The sequence below is a fragment of the Methylocystis sp. SC2 genome (genome assembly GCF_000304315.1).
Taxonomy (GTDB): Bacteria; Pseudomonadota; Alphaproteobacteria; order Rhizobiales; family Beijerinckiaceae; genus Methylocystis.
The window spans coordinates 3,661,000-3,675,784 of record NC_018485.1 but is presented as its reverse complement, the minus strand read 5'-3'; the positions used below and the strand labels follow the sequence as shown (position 1 = coordinate 3,675,784).

Here is a 14,785-nt window from a genome sequence, read left to right as displayed (position 1 = left end):
TTCCTGAATTGAGTTACTGCGCGGGCGCGGCGTTGGGGTCAGTGAGCTGAACCGTCCAGCTCTTCGCGTCCCGTCCCGTGTCGATTTCGAAAAATCCGGTTCGATCAAAACCGCGCGCGAAACAGTCCTCTCTGCCGTCGATGCGGAATTCCCGATCACGCGTGCACATGAACGCCTTACCCTTCCACTCGCCGCCGCGCTCGTCCATCGCGTAGACATAATAATATTGGGCGGCGAGCGGACCGCGCAGAAGCGTTTCGCAAACGCTCGGCCGAAGGTTCCACCACCCCTCCGACAACCAGTTGCGCCCGTCGGTGTAAGCGATGGCGACGCTGACGCGCGCGCTCGTGTTGTTGCACAGACGAAAATCCGCTCGGGCCGACCCGGCGGCGCAAAAGGTTAGAGCGGCAACAAGAACGGCGCGTTGAATCATATCTTTAGCGAGGCCTGGAGGGGGCTGAAGATAGCTCGCCGACGCGCGCGCAAGCGGCGCAGCGGGCGGTCCTGCAAACCATGCTTGCGAGTCTTTGTCCACCCCGCGGCGTCGGAGTCTCGCCGCGCCGCCCGCCCTACCGACGCGCCCGCCCTGCAATCGGCCGGAACAAAGCAATCGGCTTAATGTTTAGGACCCGTACGCGCTTGCGTCCTCGGGAGGCAGGAAAATGGAAAAGTCCGAAGTCATCACCACGCTGAATGAGCTTGCCGAAATCAGTCGTGACGGCGAGCAAGGGTTTCTGGCCGCGGCCGAAGACGTCGAAAATCCGACGCTAAAGACTGTGTTTCGAACGGCGGCCGCGCGCTGCGCCGAAGGCGCGAGGGAACTCGAATCGAAGATCGTCAGCTTGGGCGGCGAACCTTCGAAGAGCGGCTCCATGACCGGCGCCATGCACCGGGCTTGGACAAATCTGAAGGCCGCCCTGACGAGCCGTTCGGAACAGGCGGTGCTGGAGGAGGTCGAGCGCGGCGAAGACGCCGCCAAGGACGCCTATCAGCAGGCCATAGCGCAGCCTCTCCCTCCGGAGATCCGATCGATGGTCCAGCGCCAGTATCAGGGCGTGAAGGAGAATCACGACCGCGTGCGCAGCCTGCGCGACGCCGCGTGACGATCCTTTTGAAGAAAGTGACGCGCGCGTCACTTTCTTCCTTGCAGCGCCCGCGCCGCGCTGAGGGCGAAATAGGTCAGGACGCCCGAGGCGCCGGCGCGCTTGAAGGCGAGTAGGCTTTCGAGCATGGCGCGTTCGCCGTCGATCCAGCCGTTTTGCGCGGCGGCGGCGATCATCGCGTATTCGCCCGACACCTGATAGGCGAATGTCGGCGCCCGGTAGACGTCGACGACGCGTCGCACGATATCCAGATAGGGCATGCCGGGCTTCACCATCACCATATCGGCGCCCTGCTCCAGGTCGAGACCCACCTCGCGCAGCGCTTCGTCGGAATTGGCCGGATCCATCTGATAGGTGCGCTTGTCCCCTCTCAGCGTCTTGCTCGTGCCGATTGCGTCGCGGAACGGCCCGTAAAACGCCGACGCATATTTCGCGGCGTAGCTCATGATCTGCACGTTCTCGAAACCCTCGGCGTCGAGCGCGTTGCGGATCGCTTCGACGCGTCCATCCATCATATCCGAGGGCGCAATGACGTCCGCGCCTGCGCGCGCCTGGGCGACCGCCTGCCGCGCCAGCACGGCGACCGTGGCGTCGTTGACGATCTCGTCGCCGACGAGAAGGCCGTCGTGCCCATGGCTCGTGTAAGGATCGAGCGCGACATCGGTGATGAGGCCGATGTCGGGAACGGCGCTCTTGATCGCCCGGCAGGCGCGGCAGACGAGATTCTCGGGATCGAGCGCCGCGCTCGCGATTTCGTCGCGCAAATCCGGATCGGTATAAGGGAAGAGCGCAACAGCGGGCACGCCAAGCGCGGCCGCCTCCGCGATGGCTTCGACCGCCGCGTCGACCGAGTGACGGAACACGCCCGGCATCGAGGATACGGGCTCGCGTCGATCCGCCCCGTCGATCAGAAACAGAGGCCAGATGAGGTCCGCGACCTCAAGCGTGTTTTCCCTGACGAGACGGCGCGCCCATTCGCTCTTCCGGTTTCGACGCGGGCGCTGTAGCAAGCTCAGCCGCGCGGCTGCTTCGACGGGCTTTCGTGCATCGTTCATGGCGCCTTCGCTCCCTCTCTGCGCGCGGACATGCGCCCTCCTGAGGCCGTCGCCGTCATCCGGTTTCGAGGCGAACGGACTTCAGGCTATAGAGGATCGACGGCCCAGTGCGCTTGCGCGAGGAAAAACCATTGAAAATCGGCTCGCGCAACTCTTCTCTGAGCCGCTTGGCGGGCGCGTCGGCGATCGCCGCCGGCGCCCTTTTCGCTGCGAGCGCATCACTCGCACAGATCAAGCCGGCGACGCCAATGCCGCCGGTGCGAGCCCGCCCGGCGCAGCAAAAGCAAAGAACCCCCTCGCCTCCGCAGGAGGTTGGGCGACCGCCGGCGCGGCAGCCCCGCGCAACGCGGCCGGCAACGGTCGTATCGCCGACGCCGAGCGCGAAGCCCGCTCCGCAAACTCCGCCGGCCGCTGGCGTCGACGCGCTGTCGCCGCCGCAAACGCCGCCGCCGGTCGACATCAGCCAGCCGCCGCCGACTCTCCCCCGCGCGCCGCGCGAGAAGATGCGGGCCTGCGCCGAGGAATGGGACAGGATGAAACGCGAGTCGAAAGAGGGTTTGCCGATGTGGCGCGATTTCGCGACGGAATGCCTGACGCGCTAGGCGCCGCTAACGGCTGGCGCGCGCCGGACGCGTCGCGCAGAAAATGCAGTGAGCTGGACACTGCTATCGCCCGGGATGCGTCTCACTGGACGCGCGCCCCCGGGCGATGAGTGCGTGAAGCGCTGCCGCAGTGGCGCGAAAGACCGATCGCGCATGCGAGGCGCTTCGACTTACGCGGTCACTGGCGCGGCTGGCGGGGTTGGCGTTTTCGCCTTGCGCGGAGTGCGCTTCTTCGCGGTCGCCTTGCGCGCGGTCTTCTTGACGCCGGCCTTTTTTACAGCGCCGCGCTTTTTCGTCGCCACCTTGCGGACGCCCTTGCGGGTCGTCTTTTTCGCAGCGGACTTTCGCGTAGCCTTGCGGGCGCCCTTCTTGGCCGCTGACTTCTTCGTCGCTGCCTTCCTTGCGGTTTTACGCGCACCTTTCTTCGCCGCAGCCTTCTTGGCCGGCTTACGCTTCATTGTAGCTCTCGCCATAATAAGTCCCCTTGATCCGAATTGCCGGAACTATGGTCCACCGACAATACGCGCAAATAGCGTAACGCGGTTAAGCAGTCGTTCAAGTGCTGCGCGCGCAGAAGTGATCAACGCAACGCATGACGAGGCATGTTGAGCGCTGTCGCGCGACAAGCAAAATGATCGTGAAGCTGCTTTGCAAACGCTTCCGCGAGACTATCGCGACAGGTTTGCGCCGCGCGTTTTATTGACGACGATCGGTGCGCGGAATCGGTTGGCGACATGTGTTCCGAGAAGGCCTCCAGACATGCGGCCCACGCTGTGGCGCAAGTCGCGCCTGTTGTTCAATTACTTGATTTGCTTTTGTATCCGCGAAAAGTTGCGATGCGCGCGCGCTGCCCGAGATCGACCGCGACGCATTATGTCGCGACACGATAAAAAATTGCGGAATGCGCCTGTCGCGGTCGGGCGACTCGACGCCGGCGGAGAGACGGAAAACGTCGAGCGGCGCCGACCTCGCGCGCTTTCGCGGCGCGCGCGAGGTCGCGCATTCGGAGAGAAAAAAAAATTGTGGTCAGCGCGATCGGATCAAAAAAATTGGCGCGCGACAGCGGCGCGGGGAGAAGAATCGCGCAGCGCAAGTCGTGAACTGATTCGTTTTTTCGACGAACGGACGCGCGTCAGACGCCCAACTTGCACTTGAGCAGCTCGTTCACCGCCTGCGGATTCGCCTTCCCGCCCGTCTGCTTCATCACCTGTCCGACGAACCAGCCGAGCATCGTCGGCTTCGCCTTCGCCTGCTCCGCCTTGTCGGGGTTGGCGGCGATGACGGCGTCGATGGCGGCTTCGATGGCGCCCGTGTCCGTCACCTGCTTCATGCCGCGCGCTTCGACGATCTCCTTGGGGTCGCCGCCTTCCGTCCAGACGATCTCGAAAAGATCCTTGGCGATCTTGCCCGAAATAACATTCTGCGAAATGAGATCGATGATCGCGCCCAAAGCCTGCGACGACACGGGCGAGCGCGTGACGTCGAGCCCCTCCTTGTTCAGACGGCCGAACAACTCGTTGATCACCCAGTTGGCCGCAAGCTTGGCGTCGCGTCCCTTCGCCGTCTGCTCGAAATAGTCGGCGGCCGCGCGCTCCATCACCAGCACGCCGGCGTCGTACGGCGGCAGGCCATATTGTTCGATGAAGCGCGCGCGCTTGGCGTCGGGCAGCTCCGGCAACTGCGCCCTCAGCGCGTCGACATAGGGCTGGTCGAATTCGAGCGGCAGCAGATCCGGATCGGGGAAGTACCGGTAGTCATGCGCTTCCTCCTTGGAGCGCATCGAGCGCGTCTCTCCCCTCCCTGGATCGAACAGCCGCGTTTCCTGATTGATCTTACCGCCGTCCTCGAGAATCCCGATCTGACGGCGCGCCTCGACTTCAATGGCCTGGCCAATAAAGCGGATGGAGTTGACGTTCTTGATTTCGCAGCGCGTGCCGAGCGGCGCGCCGGGGCGGCGCACGGAGACGTTGACGTCGGCGCGCAGCGAACCCTGCTCCATGTTGCCGTCGCAGGAGCCGATGTAGCGCAGGATGGTCCGCAGCTTCGAAACATAGGCGCGCGCCTCCTCAGCCGAACGCAGGTCGGGCTTGGAGACGATCTCCATGAGCGCGACGCCGCTGCGATTGAGATCGACGTGGCTTTCGGTCGCCGAAAGATCATGCAGCGACTTGCCGGCGTCCTGCTCGAGATGCAGACGCTCGATGCCCACGGTGATGCGCTCGCTGGGCGATACGTCGACGATCACCGCGCCTTCGCCGACGATCGGGTGCTTATACTGAGAGATCTGGTAGCCCTGCGGCAGGTCGGGATAGAAATAGTTCTTGCGGTCGAAAACCGAACGCAGGTTGATCTTGGCCTCTAAGCCGAGACCTGTGCGGATCGCCTGTTTGACGCATTCCTCGTTGATGACCGGCAGCATGCCCGGCATGGCCGCATCGACCAGGGAGACGTGATCGTTCGGGGCGCCGCCATACTCCGCGGAGGCGCCGGAGAAGAGCTTGGCGTTGCTCGTCACCTGCGCATGTATCTCCATGCCGATCACGACTTCCCAGTCGCCGGTTGCGCCGCTGATGAGCTTGTTGGGAGCCGCCTGTGTCGTCATATCCGCCTCGCTAAACCTATCCCTTCCATATAAACCACGCTTCGCAAGAGCGGAACGGCCGGCGCGCAGCAGAGGGAACGGGCGAGATGGCCACGGAGCGCAATTCTGAGGACAGCCGCCGAAAAGGCCTCATCGCCCGCATGCGCGGCGCACCCCGCTATGTGAGCATCCCTGTGGGCGTCGGCCTGATCCTCGGCGGAACCATTCTTGCGCCGCTTCCCGTCTTCGGGGTGTGGATGTTCCCCTTGGGCCTTGCGATCCTCGCCCCGCACTCTCCGGGCGCTCACAGGCTGTCGCGACGCTTCCATTGGTGGTCGCTGAAGTTCCTCCGCTGGTCGATCCGCAACGGTTTCGTCCGCGTCAGGAGAAAAGCCCCCGAGGGCGATCAGGAAGAGCGGTCGCCGTCCGCCGATCCTTGAGAGACGCCCTTTAGCGCGCGCGCGTCCATCAGCCGCTCTTCGTACTGGATCGACCAGTCGATCAGCGCGCGCCACAAGGTCATCGCGACCTCGACCGACAGTCCTTCGCGGCGCGCGGCGCCAAGCACATGCGCCAACACTTCCTCGACGCGCTCGGGCACATTGGCGGGGATTCCCAGCGCGGGTTTGATCCGTGCGGCCCGCTCGATCTGTCGCTGGCGCTTTGCCAGCAGCGCCACAAGCTCTTCGTCCAGCTCGTCGATCAAGCGACGCACGTCGGACATTTCATCCTGCAGCGCTTGCTGCGGGCGCTCCGCAATGTCCTTTTCAGCGCTCGGCGTCGTCATCATCAGCCCTCGCGCCACCATGGCTGCGGAAGTTCGATCTTGGGCGCCGCCTGTTCGATCGCCGCAGCAAGAGAGAACAGCGTCTCTTCGTCGAATGCTTTGCCGATGAGCTGCAACCCGAGCGGCAAGCCATTCGCCGCGAGGCCGCCCGGAACGGCGACGCCGGGAAGACCGGCCATGTTCACCGTAACGGTGAACACGTCGTTGAGATACATTTCGACAGGATCGGCCGAGCCCTTCTCTCCCAACGCGAAGGCGGTCGACGGCGTCGCCGGCGTCAGGACGGCGTCGACGCCGGACGCGAAGGCTTCGTCGAAGTCGCGCTTGATCAGGCTGCGGACTTTCTGCGCACGGACGTAATAGGCGTCGTAATAGCCGGCGGAGAGCACATAAGTGCCGATCATGATGCGCCGCCGCACCTCCGGACCAAAGCCCGCTGCGCGCGTCTTCTCGTACATTTCGCTGACGTCGCGGCCCTGCTCGCGACACCCGTACCGCACGCCATCATAGCGCGCGAGATTGGACGAGGCTTCAGCCGGCGCGATAATGTAATATGTCGGCAAGGCGTAGCGCGTATGCGGCAGGGAGATTTCAACGATCTCCGCGCCCGCGTCCTTCAGCCAAGCGGCGCCTCGATCCCATAAAGCGGCGATCTCCGCCGACATGCCATCGATGCGATATTCCTTCGGCACGCCGATGCGGCGTCCCTTTACCGAGGCGCCGACGGCGGCTTCATAGTCGGGCACAGGCGCGTCGACGCTGGTCGTGTCTTTCGGATCGTGGCCGGCCATCGACTTGAGCATGATCGCCGCGTCGCGCACGGTGCGCGTGATCGGACCCGCCTGATCCAGCGACGAGGCGAAGGCGACGATGCCCCAGCGCGAGCAGCGGCCATAGGTCGGCTTGACGCCGACAGTTCCCGTGAAGGCGGCGGGCTGGCGGATCGAGCCGCCTGTATCCGTCGCCGTGGCGCCAAGGCAAAGACGCGCGGCCACCGCCGACGACGAGCCCCCCGAAGAACCGCCCGGCACGATCTTGGCGTCGGGATCGGCGGCGCGGCGCCATGGCGAAACAACGGGGCCGAAGGCGCTCGTTTCGTTCGACGACCCCATCGCGAATTCGTCGAGATTGAGCTTGCCGAGCATCGCCGCGCCGTCGCGCAGCAGATTTGCCGAGACCGTCGATTCATATGTCGGCGTGAAGCCGTCGAGAATTCGACTTCCCGCCGTCGTGCGCACGTCTTTGGAGCAATAGAGATCCTTTATGCCGAGCGGCAGACCCTCGAGCGGGCGCGCGTCGCCGCTAGCGATGCGGGCGTCGCTCGCCTGCGCCTGCGCCAGCGCGCGTTCCGGCGTCTCCGTGATGAAGCAATTCAGCGCGCGCGATTTGCTGATTGCGTCGATGTGCGCCTGCGCCAGTTCAACGGCGGAGAGCTGTTTGGATTTGAGAGCGTCGCGCGCCTCGGCCAATGAAAGATGCGTAGGGTCGGACATTTGTCCCTTTATATCTGAGGCCGCCGCATGCGCGGCATATCTGAGGCCGCCGCATGCCGGCGCCGGCGCGACACGCGCTATTCGATCACCTTGGGCACGACGAAATAATGATCCTCTCGCAAAGGCGCGTTGGCGAGAATCTCGTCAGCGATGCCGCCGTCGGTCACGACGTCGGCGCGCTTCTTCATTTGCATCGGCAAAGCGGAGGTCAACGGTTCGACCCCGTCGACATCGACCTCGCTCAGCGTCTCCACGAAAGCCAGGATGGCGTTGAGTTCGCCACGAAGGCGCTCGACCTCGCTGTCCTCGATGGCGATGCGCGAGAGATGGGCGATCCGGCGGACGGTCGCGGAATCAACGGACATCTAGGGCTCCGCAAGAAAGGTCTCGACGGGCGCTATAGCGCCTGGCCTTTCGCGGCGCAATGTTGCGAGGCGATCGCGGAGGGAAAAAGCGGACGCGCGGGGCCAGTTGAGTATGCGAAACGGCCACGGCGTGCTAGCCCAATCGCGGTGACCATGCGCGCGACGACCCTTGAAGAACTGGCGGCGCTTCTGCCGCCGAAGGGCCGGCTGATGGGATTGGATCTCGGGACCAAAACCATCGGATTGGCGCTTTCAGACGTCGAGCGGCGGCTCGCGTCGCCGCTCGATACGATCGGGCGAGTGAAGTTTTCTCAGGACGCCGCCGCCTTGCTCAACCGCGCGGCCGATTTCGATATTTGCGCGCTGGTCGTCGGGCTGCCGCTCAATATGGACGGCACCGAAGGGCCGCGCGCGCAGGCGACGCGCGCCTTCATGCGCAATCTTTCGAAGCTCGCGTCGCTGCCTTTCGCCTTCTGGGACGAGCGCCTGTCGACCGCGGCCGTAACGCGCGAATTGATCGCGCAGAACGCCTCGCGCGCCAAACGGGCCGAAGTCGTCGACCGAATGGCGGCCGCCTATATCCTGCAGGGCGCGCTCGACCGGTTGAAACGTCTGTAGTGGCCTGATCGCTGCATTACAACTTTTGGTAGAATTTTGTTCTTGACACGGGATAGGCGTAATGGAAGAAAAATATAAGAAAGTCTGATGTTTACCCTATTTTTAACCTGCCTCGTGGTCCGTGGAGACTGACAGCGATGCCCCGGCCGGATGGTTCCAAGAAAGATTGCAGCGAGACCCCTGGAACGACCGCGGAGAGTGCCAAAGCCAATGAGGAAGCGGCGTCAATCGCGTCATACATCGCTGATATGTCAGACGAAATGGCGAAACTCGCCAGCCGCTGCGACATGCCCATGCTCTGCTATTTCTTGAACCTCGCCCGCGCCGAGGCGGACATGCGGGCCCGCGAGCTTGGCGGCTATTCCATCGATCGCTCGGCTTGATTTACAATTTATAGTTGAATATGAGGGAAACGCTGTTCGCGCCATGACGCTGCAAGCGCCCCTCAATGTCGAGCTCAATGAGGACTCCCTGCACCTCGCGCGCCGTCAATCCGGCGACGCGGATGAGATCGTCGATCGCGATCGGCGCAGGCCCGAGCAGGGACAGGATGACCGCATGCGCGTCGCGCTGCGGCGACTCGTCGCCTCGCGGGCGCGCGTCAAGATCGGCGACGTAGTCTGCTGGCGCGCTCGGCGGCGAGAATTGTTTGGGAGCGGCTCTTTCCTCGAACGCCGAACCGTCGAGGCCGGCGAAAAGATCCAGTTCGTCGATCAGAGGATCCTGTCCTTCGAGAGAGTCGTCGTCAAAGAGAGTCTTGCGCGGCGCGGTCCCCGCGTTTTCGGCAAGCACCGAAATCACGTCCTCGGGGCGCGCGCACAATGTCGCGCCTTGGCGAATGAGATCGTTGACGCCTTCGGCGCGCGGATCCAGCGGCGAACCCGGAACGGCGAAGACCTCTCGCCCCTGCTCGTTGGCGAAACGCGCCGTAATCAGCGAGCCGGAACGCCGCGCCGCCTCGACGACGATGGTCCCGCGGCTCAGCCCGGAAATAATGCGATTTCGGCGCGGAAAATCGCGGCCGCGCGGCTCCCATTCGAGCGGCATTTCAGAGACGATCAATCCCCTCTCGGCGATCTCTTCGACGAGACGCGCATGCTCGGCCGGATACGGTCGCGCATGGCCGCCGGCGAGCACGGCGATCGTGCCCGTATCGAGCGTAGCGCGATGCGCGACGGCGTCGATGCCGCGCGCGAGGCCTGAGACGACGACGTAATTCTCAAGCGCGAGGCTGCGCGCGAGCCGTTCGGCGAAGGCGAGACCTGCGGCCGAAGCGTTGCGCGAACCGACAATCGCCACGCCGTCGCGCTGCGCCGTCCAGGAAACGCCGCGCATTGCGATCAGCGGCGGCGCATCGGCGATTTCCCGCAGCAGCGGCGGATAGTCCGGATCGCCCGTGGTGGCGAAGCGAACGCCGAGCGCGCCCGCCGCCTCGATCTCGCGCAGCGCTTCCTCGCGGGTGGCGATGCGGATGGTCCGACCGCGCAGGGACCGCGCGGCGAGGGACGGCAGCGCGTCCAACGCCGCGCCGGCGCCGCCGAAACGATTGATGAGCTGCCTGAATGTGCGCGGTCCGACATTTTCGCTGCGGATGAGCCTCAGCCAGTCGACGAGCTGCTCCTCGCTCAGCCGACCTGGCGACGCCTCGGTCACGCCTTCTGCCCTATGCGCGTTTCAGTGCCGGCGCGCAGACGGGCGATGTTCTCTCGATGCCGGTAGAAGACGATTGCGGCCATCGCCGCGACGGCGAAGGCTTCGCCGCCGTGCCCGAGCATGAACAGGACCACTGGCGCCGCCGCGCTCGCGGTCAGCGCGCCGAGCGACGAGTAACGCCACAGCGCCGCCGCCGACAGCCAGACGGCGCAGAAAATCAACGCCGTCGGCCAGCTCAGCCCGAAGAGCACGCCAAGGAACGTCGCGACGCCCTTTCCGCCCTTAAACTGCAGCCAGACCGGCGCGACATGGCCGATGAACGCTGCAAGCCCGGCGATCACGCCCCCTTCGGGCGAAAGCGAGGCGCCGATGAGCGCCGCCGCCGCGCCTTTCAGCCCGTCCAGCAGCAGCGTCGCCGCGGCGAGATCCTTTCGACCGGTGCGCAACACATTGGTTGCGCCGATATTGCCGGAGCCAATCGCGCGCAGATCCGTCGTGCCCGCAAGGCGCGTGAGCAGGAGACCGAAGGGAATGGAGCCCAGCAAATAGCCGATCGCAAGGGCGACGATGTCGTAAAGGATGGAGTTCATCTGTGAAAACGCGATACTTCTCGACAGCGAAAGGCCGCAGGATGCTAAAGGAGGCGCTATCGCGCCGCAATAAGCGTTTTCAGCCGCGACGCCCGCCTATATTTCAGGACGGCCGTCGAGGCCTTGTGGGCGCCTTTTTTAATTGAAATCGCTCTCTGGAGGCTCGGGCGACACATCCGCGCGTCGCATTTTCGGACGCGAGGCGGTAAGAAGGCCAAAATCAGGAATAAAATGACTGAGCAACGCAGGCCGCGCCCACGGGCTTTTCGCCTCGAAGGCGACCAGACGGTCACCGCCAAGCCGACGACGCAGACCGACGACGCCGGGAGGCCGTCTATCGAGGTCGTCGAAGCGGAATTCGACGCTTTCGCGCTCGAGGCCGCCCAGTTCGCGGACGGCCTGACCGGCGATGAGGCCGCCGTCGAAGCGGCGCAGGCCGACGGCATGCTGCGCCGCTACGTTTTCTCATGGGGCGGCGTCTTTTTGTCGGCGGTCAGCGGGCTTATGTCGCTGGCCTTCACGCTCTGGATATGGGGGTTCGTCGAAGACCTGTTCCAGCGCTCCGCTCTTCTCGGCATGGTGGGATTGAGCCTTGCGGGTCTCGCCGCCGTCGCCGCCCTCATCTCCATCACGCGCGAGTTTCGCGCCATCGGCCGGCAGAATCGTATCGCCAAGCTACATGCCGCGCTGGCCGAGGCGCATGCGAGCGATGACGGCAAGGCTGCGCGCGAGCGCGTCGGCGAACTTTGCAAGCTCTATGAAGATCGTCCGGACACCGGCCGGGCGCGCGCGCTGCTCAACGACTATTTGAAACGGATCATCGACGGACGTGATCTGATCACGCTCGCCGAACGTAATCTCGTCGCGCCCCTGGACGAAGAAGCGCGGCGCGAGATCGCCGGCGCCGCCAAACGCGTGTCCGTCGTCACGGCGATCAGCCCGCGCGCGCTGCTGGACGTTCTTTTCGTCGTCGGCCAGGCGATCGTGCTGATGCGAAAAATCGCGGAGATTTACGGCGGCAAGCCGGGACTGCTCGGTTTCTTCAAGCTGGCCCGCTCGGTCGGCGCGCATCTCGCGATCACCGGCGGCGTGGCGGTCGGCGATTCTATCCTTCAGCAGGCGCTCGGCCACGGCATCGCCGCACGCATTTCGGCAAAGCTCGGCGAAGGCGTATTGAATGGCCTTCTCACCGCGCGAGTCGGCCTTTCCGCCATGGCCGTCTGCCGACCGACGCCCTTCATCGCCGAGAAGCAGCCGGGCGTCAGGGACGTCGCGCCTTTCCTCTTCGGCGACAAGACCAAGAGCTGATCCGCATTGAAAGCAGCAAGCCTGAAGATCACCACCTGGAACATCAATTCCGTGCGGCTGCGCCTGCCGCTGGTCGCCGATTTTCTCAAGAGCCGGGCGCCGGACGTGCTCTGTCTGCAGGAGACGAAATGTCGGGACGCCGAATTCCCGATGAAGGATCTCCATTCGCTGGGCTATGAGCACATCGCGATCAACGGCCAGAAGGGCTACCACGGCGTCGCCGTCCTTTCGAAGCGGCCGTTACGTTTCGTCGAGAAGCGCGATTTCTGCGAAAAGGGCGACGCGCGTCACATCTGCGTGGAAATTGACGCCCGGAGCGGCCCAATATCGCTGCATAATTTCTATGTGCCGGCCGGCGGCGACGAGCCCGACGTCGACATCAATCCGAAGTTTCAGCACAAGCTCGATTTTCTCGATGAAATGCGCGACTGGATCGTCGCCGAAGGGGTCGCGCGCGGCCGCGTGGTGCTGGTCGGAGACCTAAATGTCGCGCCGCTCGAACATGACGTCTGGAGCCACAAGGCGTTATTGAAAGTGGTGAGCCATACCCCAGTCGAGGTCGAGAAGCTGACCGCGGTGCTACAGGCGGGCGCTTGGATCGACGCCATGCGCCATTTCGTCCCCGCGGACGAAAAGCTTTATACGTGGTGGAGCTATCGCGCCGCCGATTGGGCGGCGTCGAACCGGGGACGCCGGCTCGATCATATTCTGGTGAGCGAGGCGCTTGGCGGCGGGCTGGAACGTCTGGACGTGCTGCGCGACGCGCGCAGCTGGGTCCGACCGTCTGACCACGTGCCGGTGACGATCGAACTGTCGGACTGAGCGCAACGGGATCGAGAGGCGAGACGGCGGCATGATCGCGCGCGATCTGATGAACAGCGACTTTCCTTATGTGACGGCGGACGCGGATCTCGATTACGTCGCGAAGCTTCTCGCTGAATGCGGGCTGGGCGCCGTGCCGGTCGTCGATGAGGAGCTGGCGCCCATCGGAATCGTGACGCGCAGCAATCTCGAACAGGCGGGCCCGCACCCCCTGCCCGACCTTGGCGCCATTCCGGAATTTCTGCTGCGCAACAGGCCTAAACCGGCATTTCACGCAAATGGTCGCGCGTTGCGCGAAGTGATGACGTCGCCGGCGATTTCAATTTCCGACGTCGCCAAAGTTCCCGACATCGCGCGAATTATGGAGAGCCACAGCCTCAAACGCATTCCCGTCGTTGAAGGGCACAAGATCATCGGACTCGTGCTGCGAAAGGAAGTCATGGAAGCGATGGCGGGAGGCTTTACCGCCATGGCTTTGGAGGCGCATCGGCGTCGTCCGCTGATCTCCCTTCCGCAGCAAACAGGCGATCGCTGCGCCGTCGCGACGGCGCAGGAATTTCGTGAACTCGTCGCGGCGCATGAGCGTCAGCTCGACCTCGAACGCGTCGAGCGGCGACGGATGGCCGCCGAGCTGCGTGAGCAGCGCATTCGTGATCTCGCCAGCCAGCGGCTGACGGACCCGCAATGGCGCGAAATGATCGAGCAGGCGCGACGCAGCGCGGCGAGCGGCCTCACCGAACATCTGCTCATCAGATTTCCGTCGCAGCTTTGCGCCGACGGCGGCCGCGCGATCAATGCGCCAGACCCCAATTGGCCGGCCACTCTGCGCGGCGAGCCAGCCGACGTCTTTCATCGCTGGCGCAATGAACTGCACCCGCGCGGCTTTCGTATCGCGGCGCAAATCATCGATTTTCCCGACGGCCTGCCGGGCGACGCGGCGCTGTTCCTGATGTGGCGCGCGGCGCGCAATTGAGTGGGCGTCACCCGCCGCCGACGCCCGTGTCGGCGCGTAAAGCCGCAAGCGAAGAATAGCGCCGCGCGAGTCCGTTGGTCTGCACTTCGACTGAACCGTCGGAAAACATCACATATACCGATCCGGCGGTCATATAGCGGTCGACCTCAACCGGCGGCTTCGGCGGCGGCGTGGCGGCGACAGGCTGCTGCTGCTGTTGCGGCGCCGGCGCGTCTTCAACCAGATCCGCGGTCGCGCTCGCCTGCATCGCCGGAACCTTGTCGGCGATGCGGCCCAAAACGCCGATCGCGCGACCAAGCGCCATCGTCACCACGCCGCCAGAGACCGCCGTGGCGCCGCCGATGAACAGGCTCCAACCACGCTCGAGCTGAATGTAATCCCAGCCGGACCACATGCCATAGGCGCCGCAGAGCGCAAGCGCGAGCCCGAGAAAAATGACGCCCAGGCCGTATCGTCTCATCGCCATCCTTCGGTGATTGTCCGGGCCGGAACCTATCACAGGCCGCGCCGACCGCCATAGAACGCAAATCCCCGACGAGGCCCGCGAATAGATGCGCGAATACTTTAACGCGCGCGCCGCGCCGCCGGAAAATTCTAACAAGATATATGTATGTTGCTACATATAACATCAATATGTAGTGGTTGGAGTTATCTGCCACGCCCGCCACGGAATTATTTTTATCGTTTATTTTCAATAATATAGCAGTATATAAAGATGCGGCATGCTGTCACATCGTAATTCCCTCAATCAATACAAACGTCATCGTCACAGCGTCGACGCGCGCGTGCGACGGAAGCGCGCGCCGAAAACCGGCCGAATGAACGTCGGCAATCG

17 protein-coding genes are annotated in these 14,785 nt (G+C 64.1%); 8 read left to right on the top strand and 9 right to left on the bottom strand.

Annotation, left to right across the window (positions count from 1 at the left end; genetic code table 11):
* Nucleotides 1-13: 13 nt before the first annotated feature.
* The gene (locus tag BN69_RS17765; protein WP_014893038.1) at nt 14-433 is read right to left on the bottom strand and encodes a DUF1036 domain-containing protein; all 420 of its coding nucleotides are present in this window, start codon (nt 431-433) and stop codon (nt 14-16) included.
* Between the two features lie 229 nt (nt 434-662).
* On the opposite strand from BN69_RS17765, the gene BN69_RS17760 reads away from it, so the two are divergent.
* Nucleotides 663-1,103: a PA2169 family four-helix-bundle protein gene (locus tag BN69_RS17760; RefSeq protein ID WP_014893037.1), complete on the top strand. Its 441-nt coding sequence runs from the start codon at nt 663-665 to the stop codon at nt 1,101-1,103.
* 29 nt (nt 1,104-1,132) lie between these two features.
* Here the strand turns inward: BN69_RS17760 and hemB are convergent, their stop codons facing one another.
* Entirely contained in the window at nt 1,133-2,158 is a 1,026-nt protein-coding gene (gene hemB, locus BN69_RS17755) for a porphobilinogen synthase (protein WP_014893036.1), read from the bottom strand.
* Between the two features lie 248 nt (nt 2,159-2,406).
* Between hemB and BN69_RS17750 the strand changes: the two genes are divergently transcribed.
* Nucleotides 2,407-2,760 (top strand): hypothetical protein, encoded by a 354-nt coding sequence (locus BN69_RS17750; protein ID WP_148277168.1) that lies wholly within the window; start codon nt 2,407-2,409, stop codon nt 2,758-2,760.
* 1,132 nt (nt 2,761-3,892) lie between these two features.
* Here BN69_RS17750 and gatB read toward each other — a convergent pair.
* Entirely contained in the window at nt 3,893-5,362 is a 1,470-nt protein-coding gene (gatB, locus tag BN69_RS17735; RefSeq protein WP_014893032.1) for an Asp-tRNA(Asn)/Glu-tRNA(Gln) amidotransferase subunit GatB, read from the bottom strand.
* 86 nt (nt 5,363-5,448) lie between these two features.
* Between gatB and BN69_RS17730 the strand changes: the two genes are divergently transcribed.
* Nucleotides 5,449-5,781 carry a hypothetical protein gene (locus BN69_RS17730; protein ID WP_014893031.1) on the top strand — a complete coding sequence of 111 codons (333 nt, stop codon included), beginning with the start codon at nt 5,449-5,451 and terminating at the stop codon, nt 5,779-5,781.
* Here the strand turns inward: BN69_RS17730 and BN69_RS18595 are convergent.
* From BN69_RS18595 to gatC, 3 genes are all read right to left on the bottom strand, one after another.
* On the bottom strand, nt 5,748-6,131 hold the full coding sequence (locus BN69_RS18595) for a chorismate mutase (RefSeq protein ID WP_244434990.1): 384 nt from the start codon (nt 6,129-6,131) through the stop codon (nt 5,748-5,750). The two genes, BN69_RS17730 and BN69_RS18595, sit on opposite strands and share 34 nt — an antisense overlap.
* Nucleotides 6,131-7,621 (bottom strand): Asp-tRNA(Asn)/Glu-tRNA(Gln) amidotransferase subunit GatA, encoded by a 1,491-nt coding sequence (gatA, locus tag BN69_RS17720; protein WP_014893029.1) that lies wholly within the window; start codon nt 7,619-7,621, stop codon nt 6,131-6,133. The genes BN69_RS18595 and gatA overlap by 1 nt, the downstream gene beginning before the upstream one ends.
* Nucleotides 7,622-7,698: 77 nt before the next feature.
* A complete protein-coding gene (gene gatC / locus BN69_RS17715; protein ID WP_014893028.1) occupies nt 7,699-7,986 on the bottom strand; it encodes an Asp-tRNA(Asn)/Glu-tRNA(Gln) amidotransferase subunit GatC in 288 nt (95 codons plus the stop codon).
* Between the two features lie 153 nt (nt 7,987-8,139).
* On the opposite strand from gatC, the gene ruvX reads away from it, so the two are divergent.
* Both ruvX and BN69_RS17705 read left to right on the top strand, forming a co-directional pair.
* Complete coding sequence (gene ruvX / locus BN69_RS17710) at nt 8,140-8,604, top strand: Holliday junction resolvase RuvX (protein ID WP_014893027.1); 465 nt, start codon at nt 8,140-8,142, stop codon at nt 8,602-8,604.
* Between the two features lie 137 nt (nt 8,605-8,741).
* Nucleotides 8,742-8,987, top strand: coding sequence for a hypothetical protein (locus tag BN69_RS17705; RefSeq protein ID WP_014893026.1), 246 nt, complete (start codon nt 8,742-8,744; stop codon nt 8,985-8,987).
* Nucleotide 8,988: 1 nt separating this feature from the next.
* Here the strand turns inward: BN69_RS17705 and dprA are convergent, their stop codons facing one another.
* Entirely contained in the window at nt 8,989-10,257 is a 1,269-nt protein-coding gene (gene dprA, locus BN69_RS17700; RefSeq protein ID WP_014893025.1) for a DNA-processing protein DprA, read from the bottom strand.
* Nucleotides 10,254-10,847 carry a glycerol-3-phosphate 1-O-acyltransferase PlsY gene (gene plsY / locus BN69_RS17695; RefSeq protein ID WP_014893024.1) on the bottom strand — a complete coding sequence of 198 codons (594 nt, stop codon included), beginning with the start codon at nt 10,845-10,847 and terminating at the stop codon, nt 10,254-10,256. Before plsY ends, dprA begins: the two co-directional genes overlap by 4 nt.
* A 231-nt stretch (nt 10,848-11,078) precedes the next feature.
* Here plsY and BN69_RS17690 point away from each other — a divergent pair, with 231 nt between their 5' ends.
* From BN69_RS17690 to BN69_RS17680, 3 genes are read left to right on the top strand one after another with little or no spacing between them, the layout of a single operon-like run.
* A complete protein-coding gene (locus tag BN69_RS17690; protein WP_014893023.1) occupies nt 11,079-12,155 on the top strand; it encodes a YcjF family protein in 1,077 nt (358 codons plus the stop codon).
* A 6-nt stretch (nt 12,156-12,161) separates the two neighbouring features.
* Nucleotides 12,162-12,977 (top strand): exodeoxyribonuclease III, encoded by an 816-nt coding sequence (locus tag BN69_RS17685; RefSeq protein WP_014893022.1) that lies wholly within the window; start codon nt 12,162-12,164, stop codon nt 12,975-12,977.
* 31 nt (nt 12,978-13,008) lie between these two features.
* The gene (locus BN69_RS17680) at nt 13,009-13,950 is read left to right on the top strand and encodes a CBS domain-containing protein (RefSeq protein ID WP_014893021.1); all 942 of its coding nucleotides are present in this window, start codon (nt 13,009-13,011) and stop codon (nt 13,948-13,950) included.
* 7 nt (nt 13,951-13,957) lie between these two features.
* On the opposite strand, the gene BN69_RS17675 is transcribed toward BN69_RS17680, so the two are convergent.
* Nucleotides 13,958-14,410, bottom strand: a complete 453-nt coding sequence (locus tag BN69_RS17675) for a hypothetical protein (protein WP_014893020.1) — start codon at nt 14,408-14,410, stop codon at nt 13,958-13,960.
* Nucleotides 14,411-14,785: the final 375 nt, after the last annotated feature.

Coding starts and splice junctions, on each gene's coding strand:
- hemB (WP_014893036.1), bottom strand. CDS start 2,158: ATGAACGATGCACGAAAGCCCGTCGAAGCAGCCGCGCGGCTGAGCTTG.
- ruvX (WP_014893027.1), top strand. CDS start 8,140: ATGCGCGCGACGACCCTTGAAGAACTGGCGGCGCTTCTGCCGCCGAAG.
- BN69_RS17705 (WP_014893026.1), top strand. CDS start 8,742: ATGCCCCGGCCGGATGGTTCCAAGAAAGATTGCAGCGAGACCCCTGGA.
- BN69_RS17760 (WP_014893037.1), top strand. CDS start 663: ATGGAAAAGTCCGAAGTCATCACCACGCTGAATGAGCTTGCCGAAATC.
- gatA (WP_014893029.1), bottom strand. CDS start 7,621: ATGTCCGACCCTACGCATCTTTCATTGGCCGAGGCGCGCGACGCTCTC.
- BN69_RS17750 (WP_148277168.1), top strand. CDS start 2,407: ATGCCGCCGGTGCGAGCCCGCCCGGCGCAGCAAAAGCAAAGAACCCCC.
- BN69_RS17765 (WP_014893038.1), bottom strand. CDS start 433: ATGATTCAACGCGCCGTTCTTGTTGCCGCTCTAACCTTTTGCGCCGCC.
- BN69_RS18595 (WP_244434990.1), bottom strand. CDS start 6,131: ATGATGACGACGCCGAGCGCTGAAAAGGACATTGCGGAGCGCCCGCAG.
- plsY (WP_014893024.1), bottom strand. CDS start 10,847: ATGAACTCCATCCTTTACGACATCGTCGCCCTTGCGATCGGCTATTTG.
- BN69_RS17675 (WP_014893020.1), bottom strand. CDS start 14,410: ATGAGACGATACGGCCTGGGCGTCATTTTTCTCGGGCTCGCGCTTGCG.
- BN69_RS17690 (WP_014893023.1), top strand. CDS start 11,079: ATGACTGAGCAACGCAGGCCGCGCCCACGGGCTTTTCGCCTCGAAGGC.
- BN69_RS17730 (WP_014893031.1), top strand. CDS start 5,449: ATGGCCACGGAGCGCAATTCTGAGGACAGCCGCCGAAAAGGCCTCATC.
- gatB (WP_014893032.1), bottom strand. CDS start 5,362: ATGACGACACAGGCGGCTCCCAACAAGCTCATCAGCGGCGCAACCGGC.
- BN69_RS17680 (WP_014893021.1), top strand. CDS start 13,009: ATGATCGCGCGCGATCTGATGAACAGCGACTTTCCTTATGTGACGGCG.
- gatC (WP_014893028.1), bottom strand. CDS start 7,986: ATGTCCGTTGATTCCGCGACCGTCCGCCGGATCGCCCATCTCTCGCGC.